The organism is Shimia sp. MIT910701 (genome assembly GCF_047126315.1).
In the GTDB taxonomy this organism is placed as follows: Bacteria; Pseudomonadota; Alphaproteobacteria; order Rhodobacterales; family Rhodobacteraceae; genus Shimia.
In genome coordinates this window covers 2,115,531-2,133,369 of the sequence record NZ_CP138953.1, presented here as the reverse complement: position 1 = coordinate 2,133,369, position 17,839 = coordinate 2,115,531, and the positions used below count along the sequence as shown (strand labels likewise).

Annotated in this window: 17 protein-coding genes and 1 pseudogene; 4 read left to right on the top strand and 14 right to left on the bottom strand. The window is 55.2% G+C overall.

Features of this window, described 5'->3' with window-relative positions; translation table 11 throughout:
- Window positions 1–4 precede the first annotated feature (4 nt).
- From SIB38_RS10140 to SIB38_RS10125, 4 genes are all read left to right on the top strand, one after another.
- Window positions 5–646, top strand: a complete 642-nt coding sequence (locus tag SIB38_RS10140; protein WP_294114044.1) for a MotA/TolQ/ExbB proton channel family protein — start codon at window positions 5–7, stop codon at window positions 644–646.
- Window positions 639–1,004: an ExbD/TolR family protein gene (locus SIB38_RS10135; RefSeq protein WP_294114045.1), complete on the top strand. Its 366-nt coding sequence runs from the start codon at window positions 639–641 to the stop codon at window positions 1,002–1,004. Before SIB38_RS10140 ends, SIB38_RS10135 begins: the two co-directional genes overlap by 8 nt.
- A gap of 74 nt (window positions 1,005–1,078) precedes the next feature.
- Window positions 1,079–1,387: an ExbD/TolR family protein gene (locus SIB38_RS10130; protein WP_412551964.1), complete on the top strand. Its 309-nt coding sequence runs from the start codon at window positions 1,079–1,081 to the stop codon at window positions 1,385–1,387.
- On the top strand, window positions 1,384–2,469 hold the full coding sequence (locus tag SIB38_RS10125) for a cell envelope integrity protein TolA (RefSeq protein WP_294114049.1): 1,086 nt from the start codon (window positions 1,384–1,386) through the stop codon (window positions 2,467–2,469). The genes SIB38_RS10130 and SIB38_RS10125 overlap by 4 nt, the downstream gene beginning before the upstream one ends.
- A 555-nt stretch (window positions 2,470–3,024) precedes the next feature.
- On the opposite strand, the gene SIB38_RS10120 is transcribed toward SIB38_RS10125, so the two are convergent.
- From SIB38_RS10120 to SIB38_RS10055, 14 genes and pseudogenes are all read right to left on the bottom strand, one after another.
- Window positions 3,025–4,329, bottom strand: coding sequence for an alginate O-acetyltransferase AlgX-related protein (locus SIB38_RS10120; RefSeq protein ID WP_294114051.1), 1,305 nt, complete (start codon window positions 4,327–4,329; stop codon window positions 3,025–3,027).
- Window positions 4,326–5,339, bottom strand: a complete 1,014-nt coding sequence (locus SIB38_RS10115) for an alginate O-acetyltransferase AlgX-related protein (protein ID WP_412551963.1) — start codon at window positions 5,337–5,339, stop codon at window positions 4,326–4,328. Before SIB38_RS10115 ends, SIB38_RS10120 begins: the two co-directional genes overlap by 4 nt.
- An 11-nt stretch (window positions 5,340–5,350) precedes the next feature.
- Window positions 5,351–6,727, bottom strand: coding sequence for an MBOAT family O-acyltransferase (locus SIB38_RS10110; RefSeq protein ID WP_412551962.1), 1,377 nt, complete (start codon window positions 6,725–6,727; stop codon window positions 5,351–5,353).
- Window positions 6,728–6,731: 4 nt separating this feature from the next.
- Window positions 6,732–7,316: an alginate O-acetyltransferase AlgF gene (locus tag SIB38_RS10105; protein WP_294114059.1), complete on the bottom strand. Its 585-nt coding sequence runs from the start codon at window positions 7,314–7,316 to the stop codon at window positions 6,732–6,734.
- 481 nt (window positions 7,317–7,797) lie between these two features.
- Window positions 7,798–8,501, bottom strand: a pseudogene (locus tag SIB38_RS10100) (IS6 family transposase).
- A 31-nt stretch (window positions 8,502–8,532) separates the two neighbouring features.
- Window positions 8,533–9,609 (bottom strand): alpha-hydroxy acid oxidase, encoded by a 1,077-nt coding sequence (locus tag SIB38_RS10095; RefSeq protein ID WP_412551961.1) that lies wholly within the window; start codon window positions 9,607–9,609, stop codon window positions 8,533–8,535.
- A gap of 41 nt (window positions 9,610–9,650) precedes the next feature.
- Complete coding sequence (gene comE / locus SIB38_RS10090; RefSeq protein ID WP_294114061.1) at window positions 9,651–10,205, bottom strand: sulfopyruvate decarboxylase subunit beta; 555 nt, start codon at window positions 10,203–10,205, stop codon at window positions 9,651–9,653.
- Window positions 10,202–10,708 carry a sulfopyruvate decarboxylase subunit alpha gene (locus tag SIB38_RS10085; protein WP_294114063.1) on the bottom strand — a complete coding sequence of 169 codons (507 nt, stop codon included), beginning with the start codon at window positions 10,706–10,708 and terminating at the stop codon, window positions 10,202–10,204. Before SIB38_RS10085 ends, comE begins: the two co-directional genes overlap by 4 nt.
- A gap of 27 nt (window positions 10,709–10,735) precedes the next feature.
- On the bottom strand, window positions 10,736–11,146 hold the full coding sequence (locus tag SIB38_RS10080) for a universal stress protein (protein WP_294114065.1): 411 nt from the start codon (window positions 11,144–11,146) through the stop codon (window positions 10,736–10,738).
- 27 nt (window positions 11,147–11,173) lie between these two features.
- Entirely contained in the window at window positions 11,174–12,154 is a 981-nt protein-coding gene (locus tag SIB38_RS10075; protein ID WP_294114067.1) for an alcohol dehydrogenase catalytic domain-containing protein, read from the bottom strand.
- Window positions 12,151–12,915, bottom strand: a complete 765-nt coding sequence (locus SIB38_RS10070) for an SDR family NAD(P)-dependent oxidoreductase (RefSeq protein WP_294114075.1) — start codon at window positions 12,913–12,915, stop codon at window positions 12,151–12,153. Before SIB38_RS10070 ends, SIB38_RS10075 begins: the two co-directional genes overlap by 4 nt.
- Window positions 12,908–14,215 (bottom strand): histidinol dehydrogenase, encoded by a 1,308-nt coding sequence (gene hisD, locus SIB38_RS10065; RefSeq protein WP_294114077.1) that lies wholly within the window; start codon window positions 14,213–14,215, stop codon window positions 12,908–12,910. Before hisD ends, SIB38_RS10070 begins: the two co-directional genes overlap by 8 nt.
- Window positions 14,216–14,242: 27 nt before the next feature.
- Entirely contained in the window at window positions 14,243–15,289 is a 1,047-nt protein-coding gene (locus tag SIB38_RS10060) for a DUF475 domain-containing protein (protein ID WP_294114079.1), read from the bottom strand.
- Window positions 15,290–15,292: 3 nt separating this feature from the next.
- Window positions 15,293–17,767, bottom strand: coding sequence for a TRAP transporter large permease subunit (locus SIB38_RS10055; RefSeq protein ID WP_294114081.1), 2,475 nt, complete (start codon window positions 17,765–17,767; stop codon window positions 15,293–15,295).
- Between the last annotated feature and the right edge of the window lie 72 nt (window positions 17,768–17,839).

Below are 17,839 nucleotides of genomic sequence, written 5' to 3'. Positions count from 1 at the left end.
CAAAATGACTGGTTTGCGCGATGTGGTGGCCCTTGGCGGGCCAGTGGTGGCAATTCTCTTGGTGATGTCCGTGCTAACCGTTGCGGTCACTATCTACAAACTCTGGCAATTTGCCGCCTCCGGCGTTGGTCGACACAAGGTCCTGTCTGATGCGCTCGCCGCCTGGGACGCTGGCGATCCTCAAGCCGCCCAAACGCGGCTGGCCCAAAGCCGAAGCTATCTGGCACCGTTCATCCGAACCGCGCTGGAAACGCCTCCCTCCCAAGCGCTGAGCGACCGGCTGGATGCAGAGGCTGGTCTCGCCCTTGCTCGCCTGGAACGTGGCTTTCGCCTGCTGGACACCATTGCCCAGCTTGCGCCGCTTCTTGGCCTATTTGGCACCGTCTTGGGAATGATCGAAGCCTTTCAAAATCTGCAGACCGCAGGCGCTGCAGTGGACCCATCCTTGCTCGCTGGCGGCATCTGGGTGGCACTGGTCACAACTGCTGTGGGACTGGCAGTGGCCATGCCAACCTCTATGATCCTGTCCTGGCTGGAAAGCCGCACATCCCGCGAACGCGTCTTTGCCGACAAAGCTCTGCGCACCGTCCTGATGCCTCATGACCTCCGCCAGCCCACCCCGGTTGCGGCTCGGGACCATGCGTAACCTCGCGCCCTTTGTCCGCCGACCATTGGCTCTCACGCCGTTGATCGACGTGATCTTTCTGCTGTTGTTGTTCTTCATGCTGACTTCGACCTTTTCAACATTTGGCGAAATCGAACTCAGTAACGCCCGCAAAGGCAGCGGCACCGTGGACAGCGCACAACAACGCTACTTTGTCCAACTGGGCCCGGACCAGCTGACCCTCAACGGACAGCCCACAACAATGGACGACCTGCTTGCCGCGCTTGACCCCGGCCAAGTTCTGGTCAGCCTGAATGACGCCACGACCGCGCAGCGGCTGGTGGACCTGCTGCAGGGCCTGCGGTCGCGTGATGACCTGAACGTGTTGGTACTGGAGTGAGACGATGATCCGGCAGATCAATATTCGCAAAAAAACGCGACTCCACCATTCCGCTCATCAACATTGTCTTTTTGATGTTGGTGTTCTTCCTGATTGCCGGAACTGTCGCCGCCCCGCTCGATCCCGATCTGAAACTGGTACAAACTCAGGATCTTGAAGGCCGAGAGCCGCCAGACGCCCTGGTCTTACATGTCAATGGCCGCCTCACTTTTCGCGGGCAACAAACGACGCCAGAGGCTTACGTGGCCGACAACGGCAGCGGCCCAACCCGTATTGTCCCGGATCGCGACGTCGCCGCGCAACGGCTGATGGCGGTGACAGGTGCTTTGCGCCGTGCCGGTGCGACCTCCGTGATCCTGGTGACGGAACGAGCCCTGCAGTGATCCGCCGCTCCCTTCTAATCGCAGCCATCGCGCTGCTGGTGTCCTTGGGACTACACCTGACCGGTCTTGGCTTTGTGGTGCGCATCGAACGAACCAGCCCTCCGTCAGAAGTGCGCAGCGACATGGTGGCGCTTGGTAACAGCTTTGAAGACATCGCCGACCAATTGGAGGCACCCGAAGAGCCAGACCCATTGCCGGAGCCAGAACAGCCGGAAACGGTCGCGCCAGTCCAGCCCCCAACCGAGGCCGACGTGCCTGACACCGAGGTGCTTGTCGCTTCCGAAAATCCGCAAGATACCTACGCACCGGATACCGGCACGGCTCAAATTGTCGAACCGGTCCCCCTGGCAGGTACCCAAGGCGATTTTGCGCCCGAACCGGACATCACCGAACCGACTTCGGCACCGGATGACGTGACGCCTGTACCGCCGCAAAACGACACGCCAGCTTCGCTCGGCACAGACACAGAACTTCAGGAAACCGAAACACCTGAACCGGCACCAAGCCCCGAAACCGAAATCGAGCCGCCCGTCGCTTCGGAGCAAGAGGTCATCGCGTCCCTGCCGGAAAGCCTCACACCTATCGTACCGGTCACGCCGCTCCCTGAGCCAGAAATCACTGCAGAGCCGGAAGAAAACACGTCGGAGAGCGACCCTCAGCCCCTTTTCCCCGGCCTCCGAAACGGTTTTGACAACCTGCGCAACCCGTCTCAAACCCTTGAATCGCCTTTGGAAACCTTCCGCAGAGAAGGCGCGCAAGCTTCTGTCGGTGGCTTTGGCATCCAATCCGGTTCCGCCGCAAACTCCCGCGGCCCCGGCAATTCAGACACAACCAACTATGCAGGCCGCGTGCTGGTCCACCTCAACCGCACCCGTCCCGTTCATGTCAAAGCCAAAGGCTTTGCCCGCGTGTATTTCGAAATCAATCCGGACGGATCGCTCAACTGGGTAGAGATTATCGATAGCTCCGGCAACTCAGACATCAACCGTGCCGCCCGCGCCCAAATCCAAAGCGCCGTCCCTTTCCCGATCCCTCCTAATGGTACAAGTCGCGCGCTGTCCTTCATGTACAGCTCGCGCTAGGCACCTATCCGGCCAAGATTTCGCTCACGTTTTGGGAAAAGCCTAAGTGGCGGAGGAGGTGTCCGACTAATTAATCACGCAAATAACTATATTATCGTGATTTTCTATATGTCATACCCCCCATACCACATATAGCACCACATACTGATCTACTTCCATCACTCAAACACATTCGCATTCTCATATGATAATACACGAGCCGGCCCTCTCAACTCACCGCGGTCTCCCAACTGTAGACATTGGTGCAACACGGCCGCGCATCAATGGCGCCGTTCGCTGGATGTGCAAGTTCAGCCTTGTGTGCGATGTCTGTTAAGCGGGTAGCTGCAGGAATGTACGGGAAACATAGCGAATGACTGCTTTCCGCCCAAAGCCGTCATTGCTAAGTTGAAAACCAACGGCCGGTTTGTTTGTCAAAGCAAATCCTGAATTGCGAAACCGTTTACTGAAGGTCGCATAGTTCCGTAGCATGATGAGCTTGTGGGCAGCCGAAAACAATGGATTGAGAAACAGTCAAATCCCGAGAAGTTTAGTGCCTTGGCATAGACGACAGGGCTAAAAAACAGCGACATCTTTGATACTGGCACCTTTGATTGGAGTGACCACAATCTCTACAGGGGTTCTGTTTCCGTAGTGGGATAGGCTGCTTCTTAAGCTAGATGAACGCATGTTGACAGGAACGGAGTTGCGGCGCCCAAGATAGACTTTGGCCGTTGATCCATTGTCGAAGCGCACCTCTAGGTTAAAACTCTGTTTTGCGATGTCCTCAGCCTCTATTTCGATCCCGGAAGTCGCGGTGCCTTCTGCAAGTTTGACAAGGGTTGCTTGAGGCTGTTTTTGTAATTCTGCGGCTTTGATTGGTGCGCGGCTTTCGCTGATGGCGCCCAGCAATTGGCGCAAGAAGGATTGCGAGTTGAAGCTTTCGGTATAGGGCAGCTCCCAGACCACCAGATCGTGATCTTTGCGATCCAATGCGCCGGACATCACATAGGCCTCAATGGCACCAATCGGGCCTCCGCCTGACACGGAGAAGTTCTCGACATCAGCATCAAAGGCGCGGGCCAACGCGTCCGCGACCCTATAGTGATCTCGTTTGTAGCGATTGGAAAAACTGCTTCCAAGCAAGGCAATTGCGGGGTCGTCCACGTGCGTTTCCAATAGGTCGCCATTTCGAGACAGATTGAAAGTTTCCGACGTTTCTGCGGGCAAGGTTATTCCACAAGCTTTGTGTACAACTTCGGCAAGGGATCCTTCTTCCTGTATCGCGCCCGAGGCCTCAAGTTCCCGGAAAGCTAGGTTTCCATCATTGGCAAAGAGATCAGGTGCATGTGTGTTCACGGTGCGTGCGAGAGCAGTGGCGCTCACGGCACTTCCCACAGCTGTCCAATGCGTGTCGCGCCGAAAATAGAAACGGTCCCTGATGTCGGGGTCGGCCAGAGCCACATTTGACAGGTTAGGAACAATGGCGCCTGTGCTTGCGAGCTGCGCGATCATCTTATCAAAAGAAGAGCGCGCGTCTGCCACGCTGTAAAGGTGCTGTCCCATAGCTGCATCAAGATTGTCTTGCCCGGAGATGACGGGCCGCGGCGGCGCGATGAGAATGGCTAGTGGCACGTTTCGGGACGCGAATTCTTCAACGATGGCTTGGACCAATTTGAGCGAGGAAGACTTCATGTCGTAGCGGTTTTTCAACTGGTCCTGCGTGAAAATCCAGCCACTAGCTTGATCGCTGTAGATTGGGGCAATTTTTGCGTACTTCTTGGGAAGGGCTTCTCGGTTGAGAAGGTTTTCGCAATAGGGAGCGGATTGCGCGGCAGAGCCTACAACAAGGCTCGCGATCAGTGGGATGTGAAATTTCATGGGAGCTGTCTCCGGCTGGTCAAAAAGCGTTCAGGGATCTCCCAGACAACGATGGACGGGAGAGACGAAAGGTTGGAGCGCTCCTCCAGGAACGCATCCATAGGTTTGAAAGGGCCTTGCCCAACGCGGCTGAGATTGAGAACGTCAGCCTGCAGGGCCTGTTTCAGGAAGCCTTCGAAGTGGAACTCGGCCTTGGCCGAGTAACTCGTGCCTATCAGGGCGACAGGGATATCGGAGGCGCCAAACAATCCTCCGGATGAGGTCACGTTGGTTTCGAACGTATTGATGAACTCGGCCGCGGGGCCCACTCGATCCCGATAGCGACCGGTCGCGACAAACGGCAGCAAGTCGCCGTCAAACGGTGCCGCGCCTTTTGCAACGGTCGTCACCTGCGCCTCCGGCAGCGTTAAATCTCCCAGAGACGTGGCGATGGTTGCCGCGGCGCGTTGCGCGCCTTCCGGGCTCCAGTGCGTGTCTGTGCGCATGAAGCTGCCTTCGAACCGAAGGGCTTCGCGCAGATCAATCTCGATTATCCCGGCTTTCCGGATTGTGGCAAGGGCCGCATCATAGCGAGTCTCAAGACCTTCAGATCGCCCTCGCTTGAGCCGGTTTGCGTGCATGCGCGCCTTGTCAGGTATGATCATAGGGATCAGCGTTATGCTGTCCGCCGCCAACGCGTCGGCGACCTGCGCCAACTCGGTTGCAAGATCGCGGGGGCTGTCCGGCTCGGAAAATTCCTCGGCGGTGAAAAGCCAGCCGCCACTGCCAGAAACCGCTCCGGTAGCGGGTTCACGAAAGAACACCCATTTGGCCGCAGACCACAGCGCAACCGCGCTTTCCTGGGCGGGGACAGAGGTCTCAAAACGGTCCTCATAGCCTCTTTGATAGGTGCCGTTTGCCCATCCCCTTGAAGGGTCGCCCGCATCGGTGTGCGAAAACGCCGTGACCGAGAGGCCTGCCAGAAGCGCGGCGATCCCGAGTGTGCAAAGGCTGTCCAACGAAGCTTGCATAGGATTGCTCCCTAAAACTGAAAGTAGAGGAAAGGGCTGTTGGTGCGCGCCTGCAGAGCGACGAAACAGAGGATCGACAGCAGGGCGGATTGCAGCCCTGGTGAGAGTGTTCGACTGGGAAGCGCCAGACGCGGACCGATGGAGATAGCGGCCCCTATCAGCAGAAAACACAGTTCCGTTGTGGTGGTGAGCGTGATCAACTCCGGTCGCATTGCAATGCCATGTGCGCCAACCATGCCAGCGTACATCGCTCCGGCGTCAGCCAGCGTCTCCGCGCGGAACACAACCCAGCCAAGCATGACGTACGCCATCGTCAGCGGCCACGCAACGGCCCTTGGCCACACCGTTTCTTGGTGTTTTGCCCCCAAGGCGCGCTCAATTGCCATAAGGCTGCCATGCCAGATGCCCCAGACCACAAAGGTCCAATTGGCGCCGTGCCATACCCCCCCCAGAACCATGGTTAAAAGCAGGTTGCGATACGTCTTGACCTTGCCGCGCCGGTTGCCACCCAAGGGAACATAGAGGTAATCACGCAACCAACTGGACAGGCTGATGTGCCAGCGACGCCAGAACTCGGTGATCGATCGGCTGACATAGGGCGCGTTGAAGTTTTCCGGGAAGTGGAACCCAATCATAAGGCCCAAGCCAATCGCCATGGCCGAATAGCCTGCGAAGTCAAAAAGCAATTGGATGGAGTACGCTGCGGCGCCGAGCCAGGCTTCCGCCATTGTCGGGGCGGGCAAAGCGAACATCCTGTCTGCGAGGGGAGCGACGCTATCCGCCACAAGTAGCTTCATAGCCAGCCCTTGCAGAAACCTGCGAAGGCCTTTGGAGAAAAGCGAAAGCGTGGGAGCGCGGTGCGCAAACTGATGCGCGAGGTCCTTGTAGCGCAGCACCGGTCCGGCGATCAGCTGCGGGAACAATGATGAGAACGCGAGGAAATCCGAGAGCTTCCTTGCGGCAGGCGCATCGCCACGCGCCACATCAATCACATAGCTGATGGATTGAAACGCCAAGAAAGACAGCCCAATCGGCAGGATGATCTCCGGTACAATCAGGACCTCCCCACCCAATGCCGTATTGAGGTTGCCGAGCAGAAAGGTTGTGTATTTGAACCAACAGAGGACGGCGAGATTAAAGGTAACCCCAAGCCGGACCGCCCATGTCTTGGTTCTGGGGCTAATGGTTCTTGATGCAACGTGGCCCGCAAGGTAGCTGCCACCGGCTATGGCGTAGAGCACGACAAGGGCATCAGCGCGCCACCAGGCATAAAACAACGTTGAGGCCAGCAGGATTAGCCAGTTTCTAAGAGCTTTCGGCAGCGCATAATAGGCGGCCAAAAAGCACGGCAAGAAACCGAACACGAAGATGGGGGTCGAGAAAACCATTCCGTCACCCCTCGATGTTTGGACCGAACCGGTTCTCTATGAGGTCGGCTCCGTCGGGGCGTGCCACAAACGTGATGTTCTGTCCTCTTCGCAGTTGAACATCAAAACTGCCCAGAACGGCCCCTGAAGAGGTCACAACCAAAAGTGTGGCGGCAACAGGATTTACGGTTCTGCCACCGGCGCTGTTGATGTCAGTGGTGCCGATAACGTCGATGTTTTGATCTGACAGAACAAGCCGCGCGCGCTCATCGGAAAGGTTTAGCAGGGTCAAAAGTACTTGTGATCTGTCCCCTCGATCTGGCTCTCGAATGACATGGACATTGCCTGTAGCATCAACGGCTGCCGTGTAAAACGACCCTGCACGCCCGCCGTCAGTCAGAGCGGCGGAGATTGGAAAAAAGACGTCCCCGGGATTTTTAGGCATTTGGATGCCCAGTACTCTCGGCGCGGTTTCTTCCTCAATCCATCGAACAAATACCGCGTCCTCGGGCGGTGGATCGTCGTAGAGTTCATTGTCGCCCGCCCAGACAGTATCTGGCGACATTGAAACTGCAAAAATTACAGACACTGCAAATTTTGATCGGTGCATCGACCTACTCCCTTTGAAACAGGAGTATCGAAACGTCGAGGCCTATAGGGCTAGCGAAAGGATAATCGTCTGTCGCCAAAGGATATCAGGTTCTCCTTTGGGAACTGAGCCGGCAAAATATACTGTGCGAGCTAGGCGTGGCGCCTAGAAGTGCCGCAGTTTTTGTCTGAAATCGAAAGTAAACAGCTGCCAAGGGCCAATCCAGGACATCCGCAGACGTGATTCTCACACTTTGCGGACGTTCAGACAGGGCGCAGCGAAAGCCTTTTCTCCGCCCTTCTAACGGCTTCCGCTGTCGGCCCATAGCGGACTTTCGACAGCTTGCGTGCGAACGTCCGCAACATTCATTCGAGAGCAATCCATCGCGCCGTCTTGAAACCCACATAAGGACCAATGACCATTCCCGAATTTCTCGGGATTGGTCTAATTGGCGCTGTCAGACCAACTCGACCTCGTGTCAGGTGAGACAGCATCACTGTCCTTATCCCGCGCGGAGACTGCGCCACTCAGACAGAGAGTCTGTACGGTTAAGTTTGAATTTTGATCTGGAGTGGAGGCTGCGCTCCGAATTGAAAACGTTGTAGACTGAAGCATGAACGGCGGCGAATTTTTGCAGACTTCGCATGCGTCTGAAACACAACATTGCCCGTCCCCTTCGTCGAAAAGGCAGGTGCGAACTCTCAACTCAGTAGTTTAGCCAACGGCTCGTTTTCTGTTTGTGGGCGTTGCCGAGTTCCTTCATCGCAGCCCCGTACGGCCTCAATCTGTCAGTCACGATCACTTCCGGTTGACCATGCTTGCGCATTGCTTTTCTTAGGAATTTTAGCGCAGCCTTCTTGTCTCGCTTCCTCGTGACATAGCTTCCGAGCACCTCGCCTTCGCGGTCAACAGCACACCAAAGGTCATGCCGCTCACTGTTTTTCTTCACGAAAACCTCATTCAGTTCCAACGCCAGCGGATAGATTTCGGTCCACGGATATGGTGTTTGCTGACCTCAGAAGCGAACGAAGGCCCTAACCGATGCCACCAGTATCGCACTGCTTCAAGGTTTACATCTACACAGCATTTTTGCAGGAGATCCTCTATATTGCGAAACAAGCGCGGGAAACGGACGTAAAATATCACTGCCAGGCGGATAATCCCTGGACTGGTTTTGAAGTAGAGAAACGGAGGTTTCTTGGACATGTCCGGACGTTGGGTCAGCAACTTGTTCTCTTCAACTACGGTTTCCTTTCACAGTACTGTCACGCTCCAAACCGGACAAACCGACCATTGCCATAGCAATGCTCAATTCCTCTTCCAGCACTTTCCACATTTGAAAAAGGCCCGCTTCTCCATTTGCTGCAATGGCAAATTGAAGGATGCGCCCGACAAAAACGAAGTCCGCCCCCGAAACTATCGCCCTGAGAATGTCGCTGCCAGACCTGATGCCGCTATCCAAGAAAATTGCGTAGTCGCCTCCCAATTTAGACCGGAAATTGGGAACGACCTCGATCGGCGAAGGGCCACAATCAAACTGGCGCGCGCCGTGGTTGGAAACTTGCACCGCATCTACCCCGCGTTCCTTCAACCAAATAGCGTCTTGAACATCCAGGACACCCTTTACGACTAGTTTACCGTGCCACCTTTCCCGTAGTTCCGACAACGTATCCCAAGTCGCTTTGGCCCGGCTTTCCGTTCGGTCAAAGTCAAACCCGTCCTTCCTGAAGTTTGCCAAATCTGGCCGCCCTGACCTCAAAGTTCTGAGTGACCAAGAAGGATGCAGCGCGAAATCCACAAATTGCCGGGGCCCAATCCTGAAAGGCATCTTAAATCCATGGCGCAACTCCCTTAACCGCCGCCCGACCTCCGGTACGTCAACAGTCAGGACAAGCGTTTGATACGCTGCGCTTTTTGCCCGGTCGACCAACCGAAATGTCCCCTCTCCGTCGCCGCTGAAGTAGAGTTGAAACCAGGCATGCCCTTCAGCGGCCTCAATCATCTCCTCCATAGGGGTCGAAGCCACAGTGGAAACGCCAACAGGAACTTTGTACTTGGCCGCAAGTCTCGCAAGCATCAGATCGGCTCCGGGCGCAGACAGATTGCACATCCCCATCGGCGCAATTCCAAAGGGTACACCCGCCTTCGCGCCAAACACTTCCGTTGCAAGTGAGCGCGTGCTGACATCTCGCAAGATCCGTGGCGTTAAACTCACCGCGTCCAATGCGTGGCGGTTTCTCAACGCTCCCGCTTCGTTGCCAGCCGCGCCATCGATGTAGTCAAAGATCATTCTGGGCAGACGACGCTTGGCCATCTGCCGAGCATCCTCTGCCGAATGGATCTCCTTTTGGAGCATCAACCAGCCACGGCTTTCATGAAACGGTCACGGATGACAACAGGATCCATTGAAATAACAGGCATTTTAGCATTCCCACTATCGCACTTTACAACCATCACAGTGGCGACACCGTCCTCTATGGCTTTCTGCAAGGCCTCGCCTGTGTCGACGTCCTGAACCTCGACCACATTGTCGCAACCGGCGGCCCTCGCCATACCTGCAAGGTCTGTTTTCATGCCTGTATACGTCGGCTGGTCTCCGGTTGAGCCATAGGAACCATTGTCGATGATCATCAGGATGTAGTTGCTCGGTGCATTGTTCCCAATAGTCGGCAAAGTACCGAGATTGGTCAAAACGGATCCGTCGCCATCAATAACGATGACAGGTTTTGGCTGCGCGAGCGCGAGCCCTAAACCAATCGAGGAAGCGAGTCCCATGGTTCCGAGCATGTAAAAGTTTGTCGGTTGATCGTCGATGGCATGCAGCTCTTGTGAAGGAATCCCGATATTACAGACCACAAGTTTGTCACGAAGGATCGGCGCGATGTCTTTTAGAATTTCGGAACGGATCATTGGTCGCCATAGCCTCCCCAGAAGTTCGCGTCAGTCAAGATTGCCACGGGTTTGTTGCACATGAAGGTGTATTTCAGGATATTGTCGAACTCTTCGACGTCCCGTTGCCAATGGAAATGGTACGTTGGGATGTTCAACTGCGCCAAAAGCGCTTTGGTGTGCACCGCCATTTCAACCTGGCAAGCCACGGGCTCACGCAGCTCGCCGCGATAAGAAATGATCATTGGAAGCGGCATCCTATAATACTGAATGAGCGTGGCCAGCGTGTTAATGGTGACGCCAATTGCAGTGTTTTGCATGATGATTGCAGGACGTTTCCCACCCATCCAGGCCCCTGCGCAAAGTCCCATTCCTTCATCTTCCTTGTTTGAGGGAATATGAAAAATGTCGTCCCGCTGGTCGACTTCTTCGATCACGCCGGCGAGTTGCTTGCAGGGCACCGTGGTGACAAACCGAATGTCGTTGGCAACGAGATCATCTGCGATTTTCTTGTCTATATTCAATGTATTCCTCCTGATAGGCGATTGGCTTCAGCTGTCGCGATGAACATGCACAGCGCAGGGGGCATGGCGGACGACGCGCGCAGCGGTTGAGCCAATGAGGTAATCAACCAAACCCGGTTTGTGAGATCCAATGACGATGCAGTCATGGCCATGTTTTTTGGCATATTCGATGATTGCAAGATGCGCTTGTCCCCGCGTGATCTCGGCGCGCACACCTTCCATGCCGGCAACCTTCTGGTTTAGGATTTGGCGCGCTCGTACAAAACCTCGCTCGACCGTTTCCTCACCGATGTAAACACTTACAGACCCCTTTGGCACCTCGTAAACGTGCAGAGCTGTGATCTGCCCTTTCTCGCTGCAGAGGGCGCGAGAGATTTCCAGCGTTTGAGCTGATATTCCGTGATCGAGTGCCAAAGGCACGAGAATACTGTCATACATGTCTTGCTCCTTTCAGGCTCGAACTGCTTATGCCCATGGATCGAGAACGATCTTGGGTGCGGCAACGCGCCCCGCGTGAATATCTTTAAAGGCTCTTGCGCCTTCAGAAAGGGCGCGTGTTGCGAACCAGTCGAGCGGCCCGAGCCTTCCGTCAAACAGTGCCAAAGCTGCGTCAGAAAAACTCTTTGCCGTGTACGTGTAGCTGCCGATGAAGGTGATCTCTTGCAGCGTCATACGCCGAACGTCTAACCCATCAGCACTGTCCCCAAGACCGACATGGACAATAACACCCCCGGGCTCCACCCATTTTGTGGCCGATGCCCGTGTCACTCCATACCCAACCGCATCGATGACAATTGGCGCAGTGTGCTCGGGCGTATTACTGACTTTCAAGCCGCATCGTTCCTCCAGAAATTTGCGTCGCAAAGGGTTGGGTTCAGTGATTTCAATGTCTTCAACGCCCATTGCCTTCAAGGCCAGTGCTGCCGCGAGCCCGATGGCGCCTCCACCGATGACCAAAGCACTCCGTATCACATCCGGATGGATGCTTCCCAAAGCCAATGTCGCCGAATGCCAACTTACCGCTAAGGGTTCGCAAAGCGCGGCTTTTTCCAAAGGAACTGCATCAGGAACCTCGATCAAGTTTTGACTCGGAATGGAAACAAACTGCGCAAAAGCCCCTTCGCGCGGCGGCATCGAGACGATTTGCCGATCAGGACACAGGTTTTCTCTGCCAGAACTGCAATAGTGGCAGGCCCCACATGTCACCAAAGGGTTGATCGTCACACGCCGCCCTTTCCAGGCGCCCTCCTCTACCACACCCGCCGCTTCGTGCCCCAGGATCAGAGGCGCTGGTCGCCGATCGTCGTGCCCGAAGTAGGCGTGCATATCAGAGCCACAAATTCCAACCGACTGAACACGGACGAGTTGTTCGCCGTTTACAGGAACCGGCCTTTCAACATCTCGAAGGGTAAGCGTTTCAACACCCTCATAAACCAGAGCCTTCATTTTGCCGTGAACCCCCCGTCGACCATGAGAACTTGACCGGTCACAAAGCTGGACGCCTCGGAGCACAAGAACAGTAGAGGGCCGTCGATGTCCTCCAAACGTCCATTACGCCCCACGCAAGTTTGGTTCGCGTTACGCTCTGCCCTTTCGGGATCGTGAAACACCGCCTGGGTCAATTCTGTCGGAAAGAAGCCGGGGCCAATGGCATTTGCCGTGATGCCAAATTTTGACCAAGCTTCCGCCATGGCTCGCGTCAATTGCGCCACGCCAGCCTTGCTCGCGCCATAAGCGATGCCGCCTGGAAATGCCCTTGTGGTCTGCAATGACGCAAAATTTACAATGCGCCCCCAGGCCTTCGCTTTCATCGGCCCGACGAGAGCTTGCGACAGAAAAAACGGCGCAGACAGATTCAGTTCTAACGTTTTATCCCACCCTTCGCGGGTGACATCGTCCGCCTCCTGTCTCGTGTTCACCCCTGCGGCGTGAACAACAATGTCTGGGGACCCGAAGGGCGCTTCTAGTTCCTTAGTGAGCACCGCCAACTGGTTTTGATCTGTAACGTCAGAAACGATAAATGACCCCCTCTCAGGGCTGAGGTTAGCGACAAGTTCCTGAAGTTCCTGCTCTCGCCTTGCCACCGCAACAACGCATGCTCCAGCCGCGCACAAGGTTTGCGTGGCGCGGCGCCCCAAGCCAGAACTCGCGCCTGTCACAACAGCCACACGGCCAGTAAGGTCAAAGAGATCTCTAGGATCAGCCATTCGCGGTTAAATCAAAGGTTTCATCTGGGAAGTACTTAGCGAGCCGGACATCAGCAGCGCGTGCATGGCCTTCCATGCCTTCCAATCGCGATATCCGCGCTGTGGCTTCGGCAACTTGCTTGGACCCCTCACGCGTTGCCCGCTGCCACGTGACGATTTTCATGTACTTGTGAACGCTCAGTCCGCCAGTGTAGCTCGCCGCTCCTGATGTAGGGAGAACATGGTTCGTGCCCGCGGCCTTGTCTCCATAAGACACGGTTGTTTCCTCGCCCAAGAACAGCGATCCATAGCAATGGAGGCGATCTAGCCACCAATCGAGGTCATCAGCCTGAACCGTCAGATGCTCCGGCGCATACTCGTCCGATGTGGCCGCCATCTCTTCGCGATCAGAGCAGACAATCACTTCGGCATAGTCGCGCCATGCGGCCTCTGCGTTCTCGCGATTCAATTCCGGAAGGTCTGCGATCAAGCCCGGAACACGTGACAGAACGTCTTCGGCCAATGGGCGATGATCGGTTACTAGCCAAACGGGCGAGTTATATCCGTGTTCCGCCTGACTGACGAGATCGGTTGCCACGATGTGAGGATCAGCACCCTTGTCCGCCAGGATAAGGCTGTCGGTCGGGCCAGCAATCATGTCGATGCCAACGCGGCCATAGAGAGTGCGTTTGGCTTCTGCAACGAACTGGTTGCCAGGCCCGACAATGATGTTTGCCCTTGGTTGCCCAAACAGGCCAAATGCCATGGAAGCTATGCCCTGAACCCCACCAATTGCCATAATTTTGTCTGCACCGCAGACATGCGCAGCATATACGATTGCAGGAAAAATACCCACGCCTGGCTGGGGCGCTGAACACACAGTGATGTGCTCACACCCGGCAACCTTTGCCGTGGTGACCGTCATGATAGCACTGGCAATGTGACGATAGCGGCCTGCGGGCACATAACACCCAGCGGCAGAAACCGGGATCGCTTTTTGCCCTGCGAGTAGCCCTGGATTGATCTCAAACTGCACATCCGCAACTGTGGACTTCTGAACTTCCGCAAAACGACGAACATTGTCGTGCGCAAAGAGAATGTCGTCTTTGAGCTTCTGCGGAACCATCGCGCAGGCAGCGTCAATTTCGTCCTGCGTTAGCTGCACATTCCCATCATATTTGTCGAACTTTGCGGCATACTCCAAAGCGGCTTCTTCGCCTCTCGCCTCGATGTCGGCAAGAATTGTCGCAACCGTTTTAGCCGTTTCGCCTGCGTCGGAACGGGAAGTAAGAGTGGCCTTTTTCAAATAGATACGAGACATTTTGAAGTCCTATGAATGAGAGGAAACTCAAGCTTCGCGCTTGTTGTGAAGAATGGAAGCGAAGAAGGCCAAGCTGATAAGCGCAATGCCGATGCCGCCAGTTATCAGTTCATGCACGTGCACGATCGATTGCAAAAACATCACGATGGACAGCGCAAAGATCGAATAGAACGCACCGTGCTCCAGATATCGGAACTCTGCCAGGGTGCCGCGTTCGACCAGCATAATTGTCATCGAGCGCACGTACATCGCGCCAATACCCAGACCAATTGCGATGAGCAGGATGTTTGTCGTCAGCGCAAAGGCGCCAATCACACCATCGAAAGAGAAGCTCGCGTCAAGCACTTCAAGGTATAGAAACGCACCCAGTCCCCCCTTGGCGCCGATCTCAGTCGTTTTGCCAGCAATATTGTCGAGATAGGTACCGAGGCCATCTACCAGAGTGAAAACAAGCAAGCCCATAACCGCTGCAGAAAGGAACGGAGCCAATTCCTGAACAGGCAAAGAGCGGGAAATCACAACCACGACGAGGAGTACGAAGGCAATCTCGAAACCACGGATCGATCCCCAAAGCCGCAGGCGTTTTTCCAAAGCGACCACCCAATCAACCGACTTGTCTTCGTCGATAAAGAATTTGAGGGCCACCATCATCAGGAAGGTCCCGCCAAAGGCCGAAATTGGACCATGCGCATGCCCGATAATTCTGGAGTATTCGTCTGGATCAGACAGCGCGAGATGCATGGCCGCAAACGGGTTTATCCAGGCAAAAATCGCGACAATCGCCAATGGAAACACGATCCGCATTCCAAACACGGCGATCAAAATGCCCCATGTCAGGAAGCGACGCTGCCAGACTGGCGTCATTTCCACCAGCTTGTTTGCATTCACAATTGCGTTGTCAAAAGACAAGGCGATTTCGAGGGCGGCAAGCACAGTCCCAACTAGGAGAAACGAAATGACTCCCCCCCAAGTCCCTTCTGTCGCCCAGCCCAACCATCCGCTGAGTCCGAGACCAATAACGGTCGTGATCAAAGGCCACTTCAAGTAAGACAAAGAACTACGTGGTGTACTCATTCGTTAGTTTCCTGACATAAAGGCCGGCAGCCAAAGCACCAGCTGCGGAAAGATGAACAGAAGGATCAGGCCAAAGAGCTGGACAAGCATGAACTGCATCATGCCAAGGTAGATGTCCTTGAGGTCCCAGTTGGGCACCACGCCCTTTAGGAAGTAGGCCGAAAGGGCGACTGGTGGTGACAACCAAGCGGTTTGAAGGTTAACGGCAACCAGAATGCCGAACCAGACCATCAGATCGTAGCGCTCCAAGCCGTAGACATCCAATGCCTGAACGGTGGGAAGCAAAATTGGGACCACGATCAAAACGATGGGAACCCACTCCAACGGCCAGCCCAACAAGAAGATCAAAGCCATCACAAGGAGAAGGATCAGATAAGGCGACATTTCCAAACCAAGAAGGAGCTCGGTCATCATCTTTGGTGTTCCGAGTGCACTGAATTGCGCACCAAAGAAATTTGAGGCTGCCACGAGGAACATGATCAACACAGTGATCTCTAAGGCCTTGACCAGGCTGTCAAAGAAACTCGGGATGGTGAACTTGCGATACGCCAACGAGAGTAGAATGGCCCCGAAAGCACCCATGGCCGCTGCTTCGGCAGGCGTTGCCAACCCCAATAGGATCGAGCCCAACGCAAATGAAATCAATATCGTCGGAGGCATCAAGCCTGCAAAAAACTCATCCCAAAGTTCCGAGAAATAGAAGCCACCGTCAGCCTCCGCGCTGTAAATCGGCCTCGCAAGGAATGCCAAAAGAAGCGTGAACACAGCAAAAATGGTGGACCAAATAGGCAAACCGCCATCGTCACCCATGTTGGCTACGATCATGTAGAAATGGAATAGCACAGCGATTGGCAGAACCATTCGCAAGACATTGAGACGTCTGTATGCCGCATATGCCACGGCCACAGCCAAGGCCAACGCAATCAGGCCTCCAAACGGCATGACAGATCCAAAGGCACCTCCCAAGCTCAGCCCGAAAACGCGACAGACGGTCAGGATGCCGAGACAGATAAGCGCCACTTCAGCGCCGTAAAACTTGGACGTATCCGGCTGATCTTCTTCTGGCAAAACCGGCCCCAACTCAGGGTTCAACCAGCAACGACCCAAAGTGTAGACCAGATACAGTGACGCCAAAATTGCGCCAGGAATGAATGCGCCGCGGAACAGGTCAAGCGTGGAGACTTCCAATACCGGGCCCATCACAATCAACATGATTGATGGCGGAATGAGAATGCCGAGGGTTCCCCCTGCAGTGATCGTCCCCGCCGCAAGTTGTACGTTGTAACCCGAGCGGCTCATTGTCGCCCCGGCCATAATGCCAAGCAAGGTAACAGAGGCGCCGACGATCCCCGTTGCGGCTGCAAAAATCGTAGACACGATCAGCACAGCTATAAAAAGTGCGCCTCGCACCCGTGCCATGATCATTTGGATCGAAGCGAACAATCGCTCCATTAACCCGGCGGCCTCCATGACAATGCCCATCAGGACAAACAACGGAACCGCCATCAGCTGATCATTTAGCATGGTCGAGTTTGTATTGAGGGTGAGCAACAGCGTGGTCAGCTTGAAATTCGAGCCCCAAATCCCAAACACAAATCCTAGGAAAATGAGGGTGAAGGAGATCGGAAACCCGATGAAGATCACAAACAGCATCGCGCCCAGCATGATCAAACCGATTGTGGGTTTGGAGAGTCCTGGTCGTGCCTTCATAACATCCGTAAACCACTCGCCGCCCGGCACCGCGCCCGGCAAAAACACAGCGAGGACAAGCCAGATCAGGCCGATCAAATAGAGTGGCAACAATCGAACAAACCAGCGCTCACGGTCTTTGCCCATTTTGTGAAAGGCCCGAAAGATTTCCGGAATACCTTGCAGGAGCAGCAAGAATGCCCCGACCGGCATTGCTGTCCGTGCGGGCCATAAGAGCGGTCCCCAGGCACTGTCGATCTGCATCGTCTCGCCTTTTGAAAAGGCCAGCCACCAAAACTGAGACGCAACGATGGTGAAGAAGATCATCGACGGGATGAAGAACAACAGATACAGCGTCGCGTCGACTGTCGCCTGGGTCTTGTCCGTCCAGTTTCGATAGAGGAAGTCCGCGCGAATATGGACGCCGCGCATCAAACCATATCCTGCCGCAGCCATAAAAAGCATGCCCGCAATCATGCGGCTGGTATCATAAACCCAAAGCGTCGGCCCTAGACCCAATGAACGTGCCAGATCTTCAAACCCCGCGTTTTGCAGGATTGAAAAGGAATTCCGCATAAAAACTTCGTACACAACAACCGCGATCAACGGCACCATCATCAAGGCGATGATCTGGCCAGCGCGGTAGTTGATGCGGTCAATAACGGCGGTGATTGGGCGTTGCCAGGGCGTCATGTCTTCCGGCGTTTCACCGGGAGCTTCAGCACGCCTTTCCGCAATCAGTTCGTCTGCAATTTCGAGCTCATCGGGGTTCACCTCCTCTGCAGCCATGCCGTTGTCTCCCTTGTCCCGTTCAGCGCCCAATTTTCGGGTCTTCAGTTTTGAAAAGGACGCCTGTCCTCA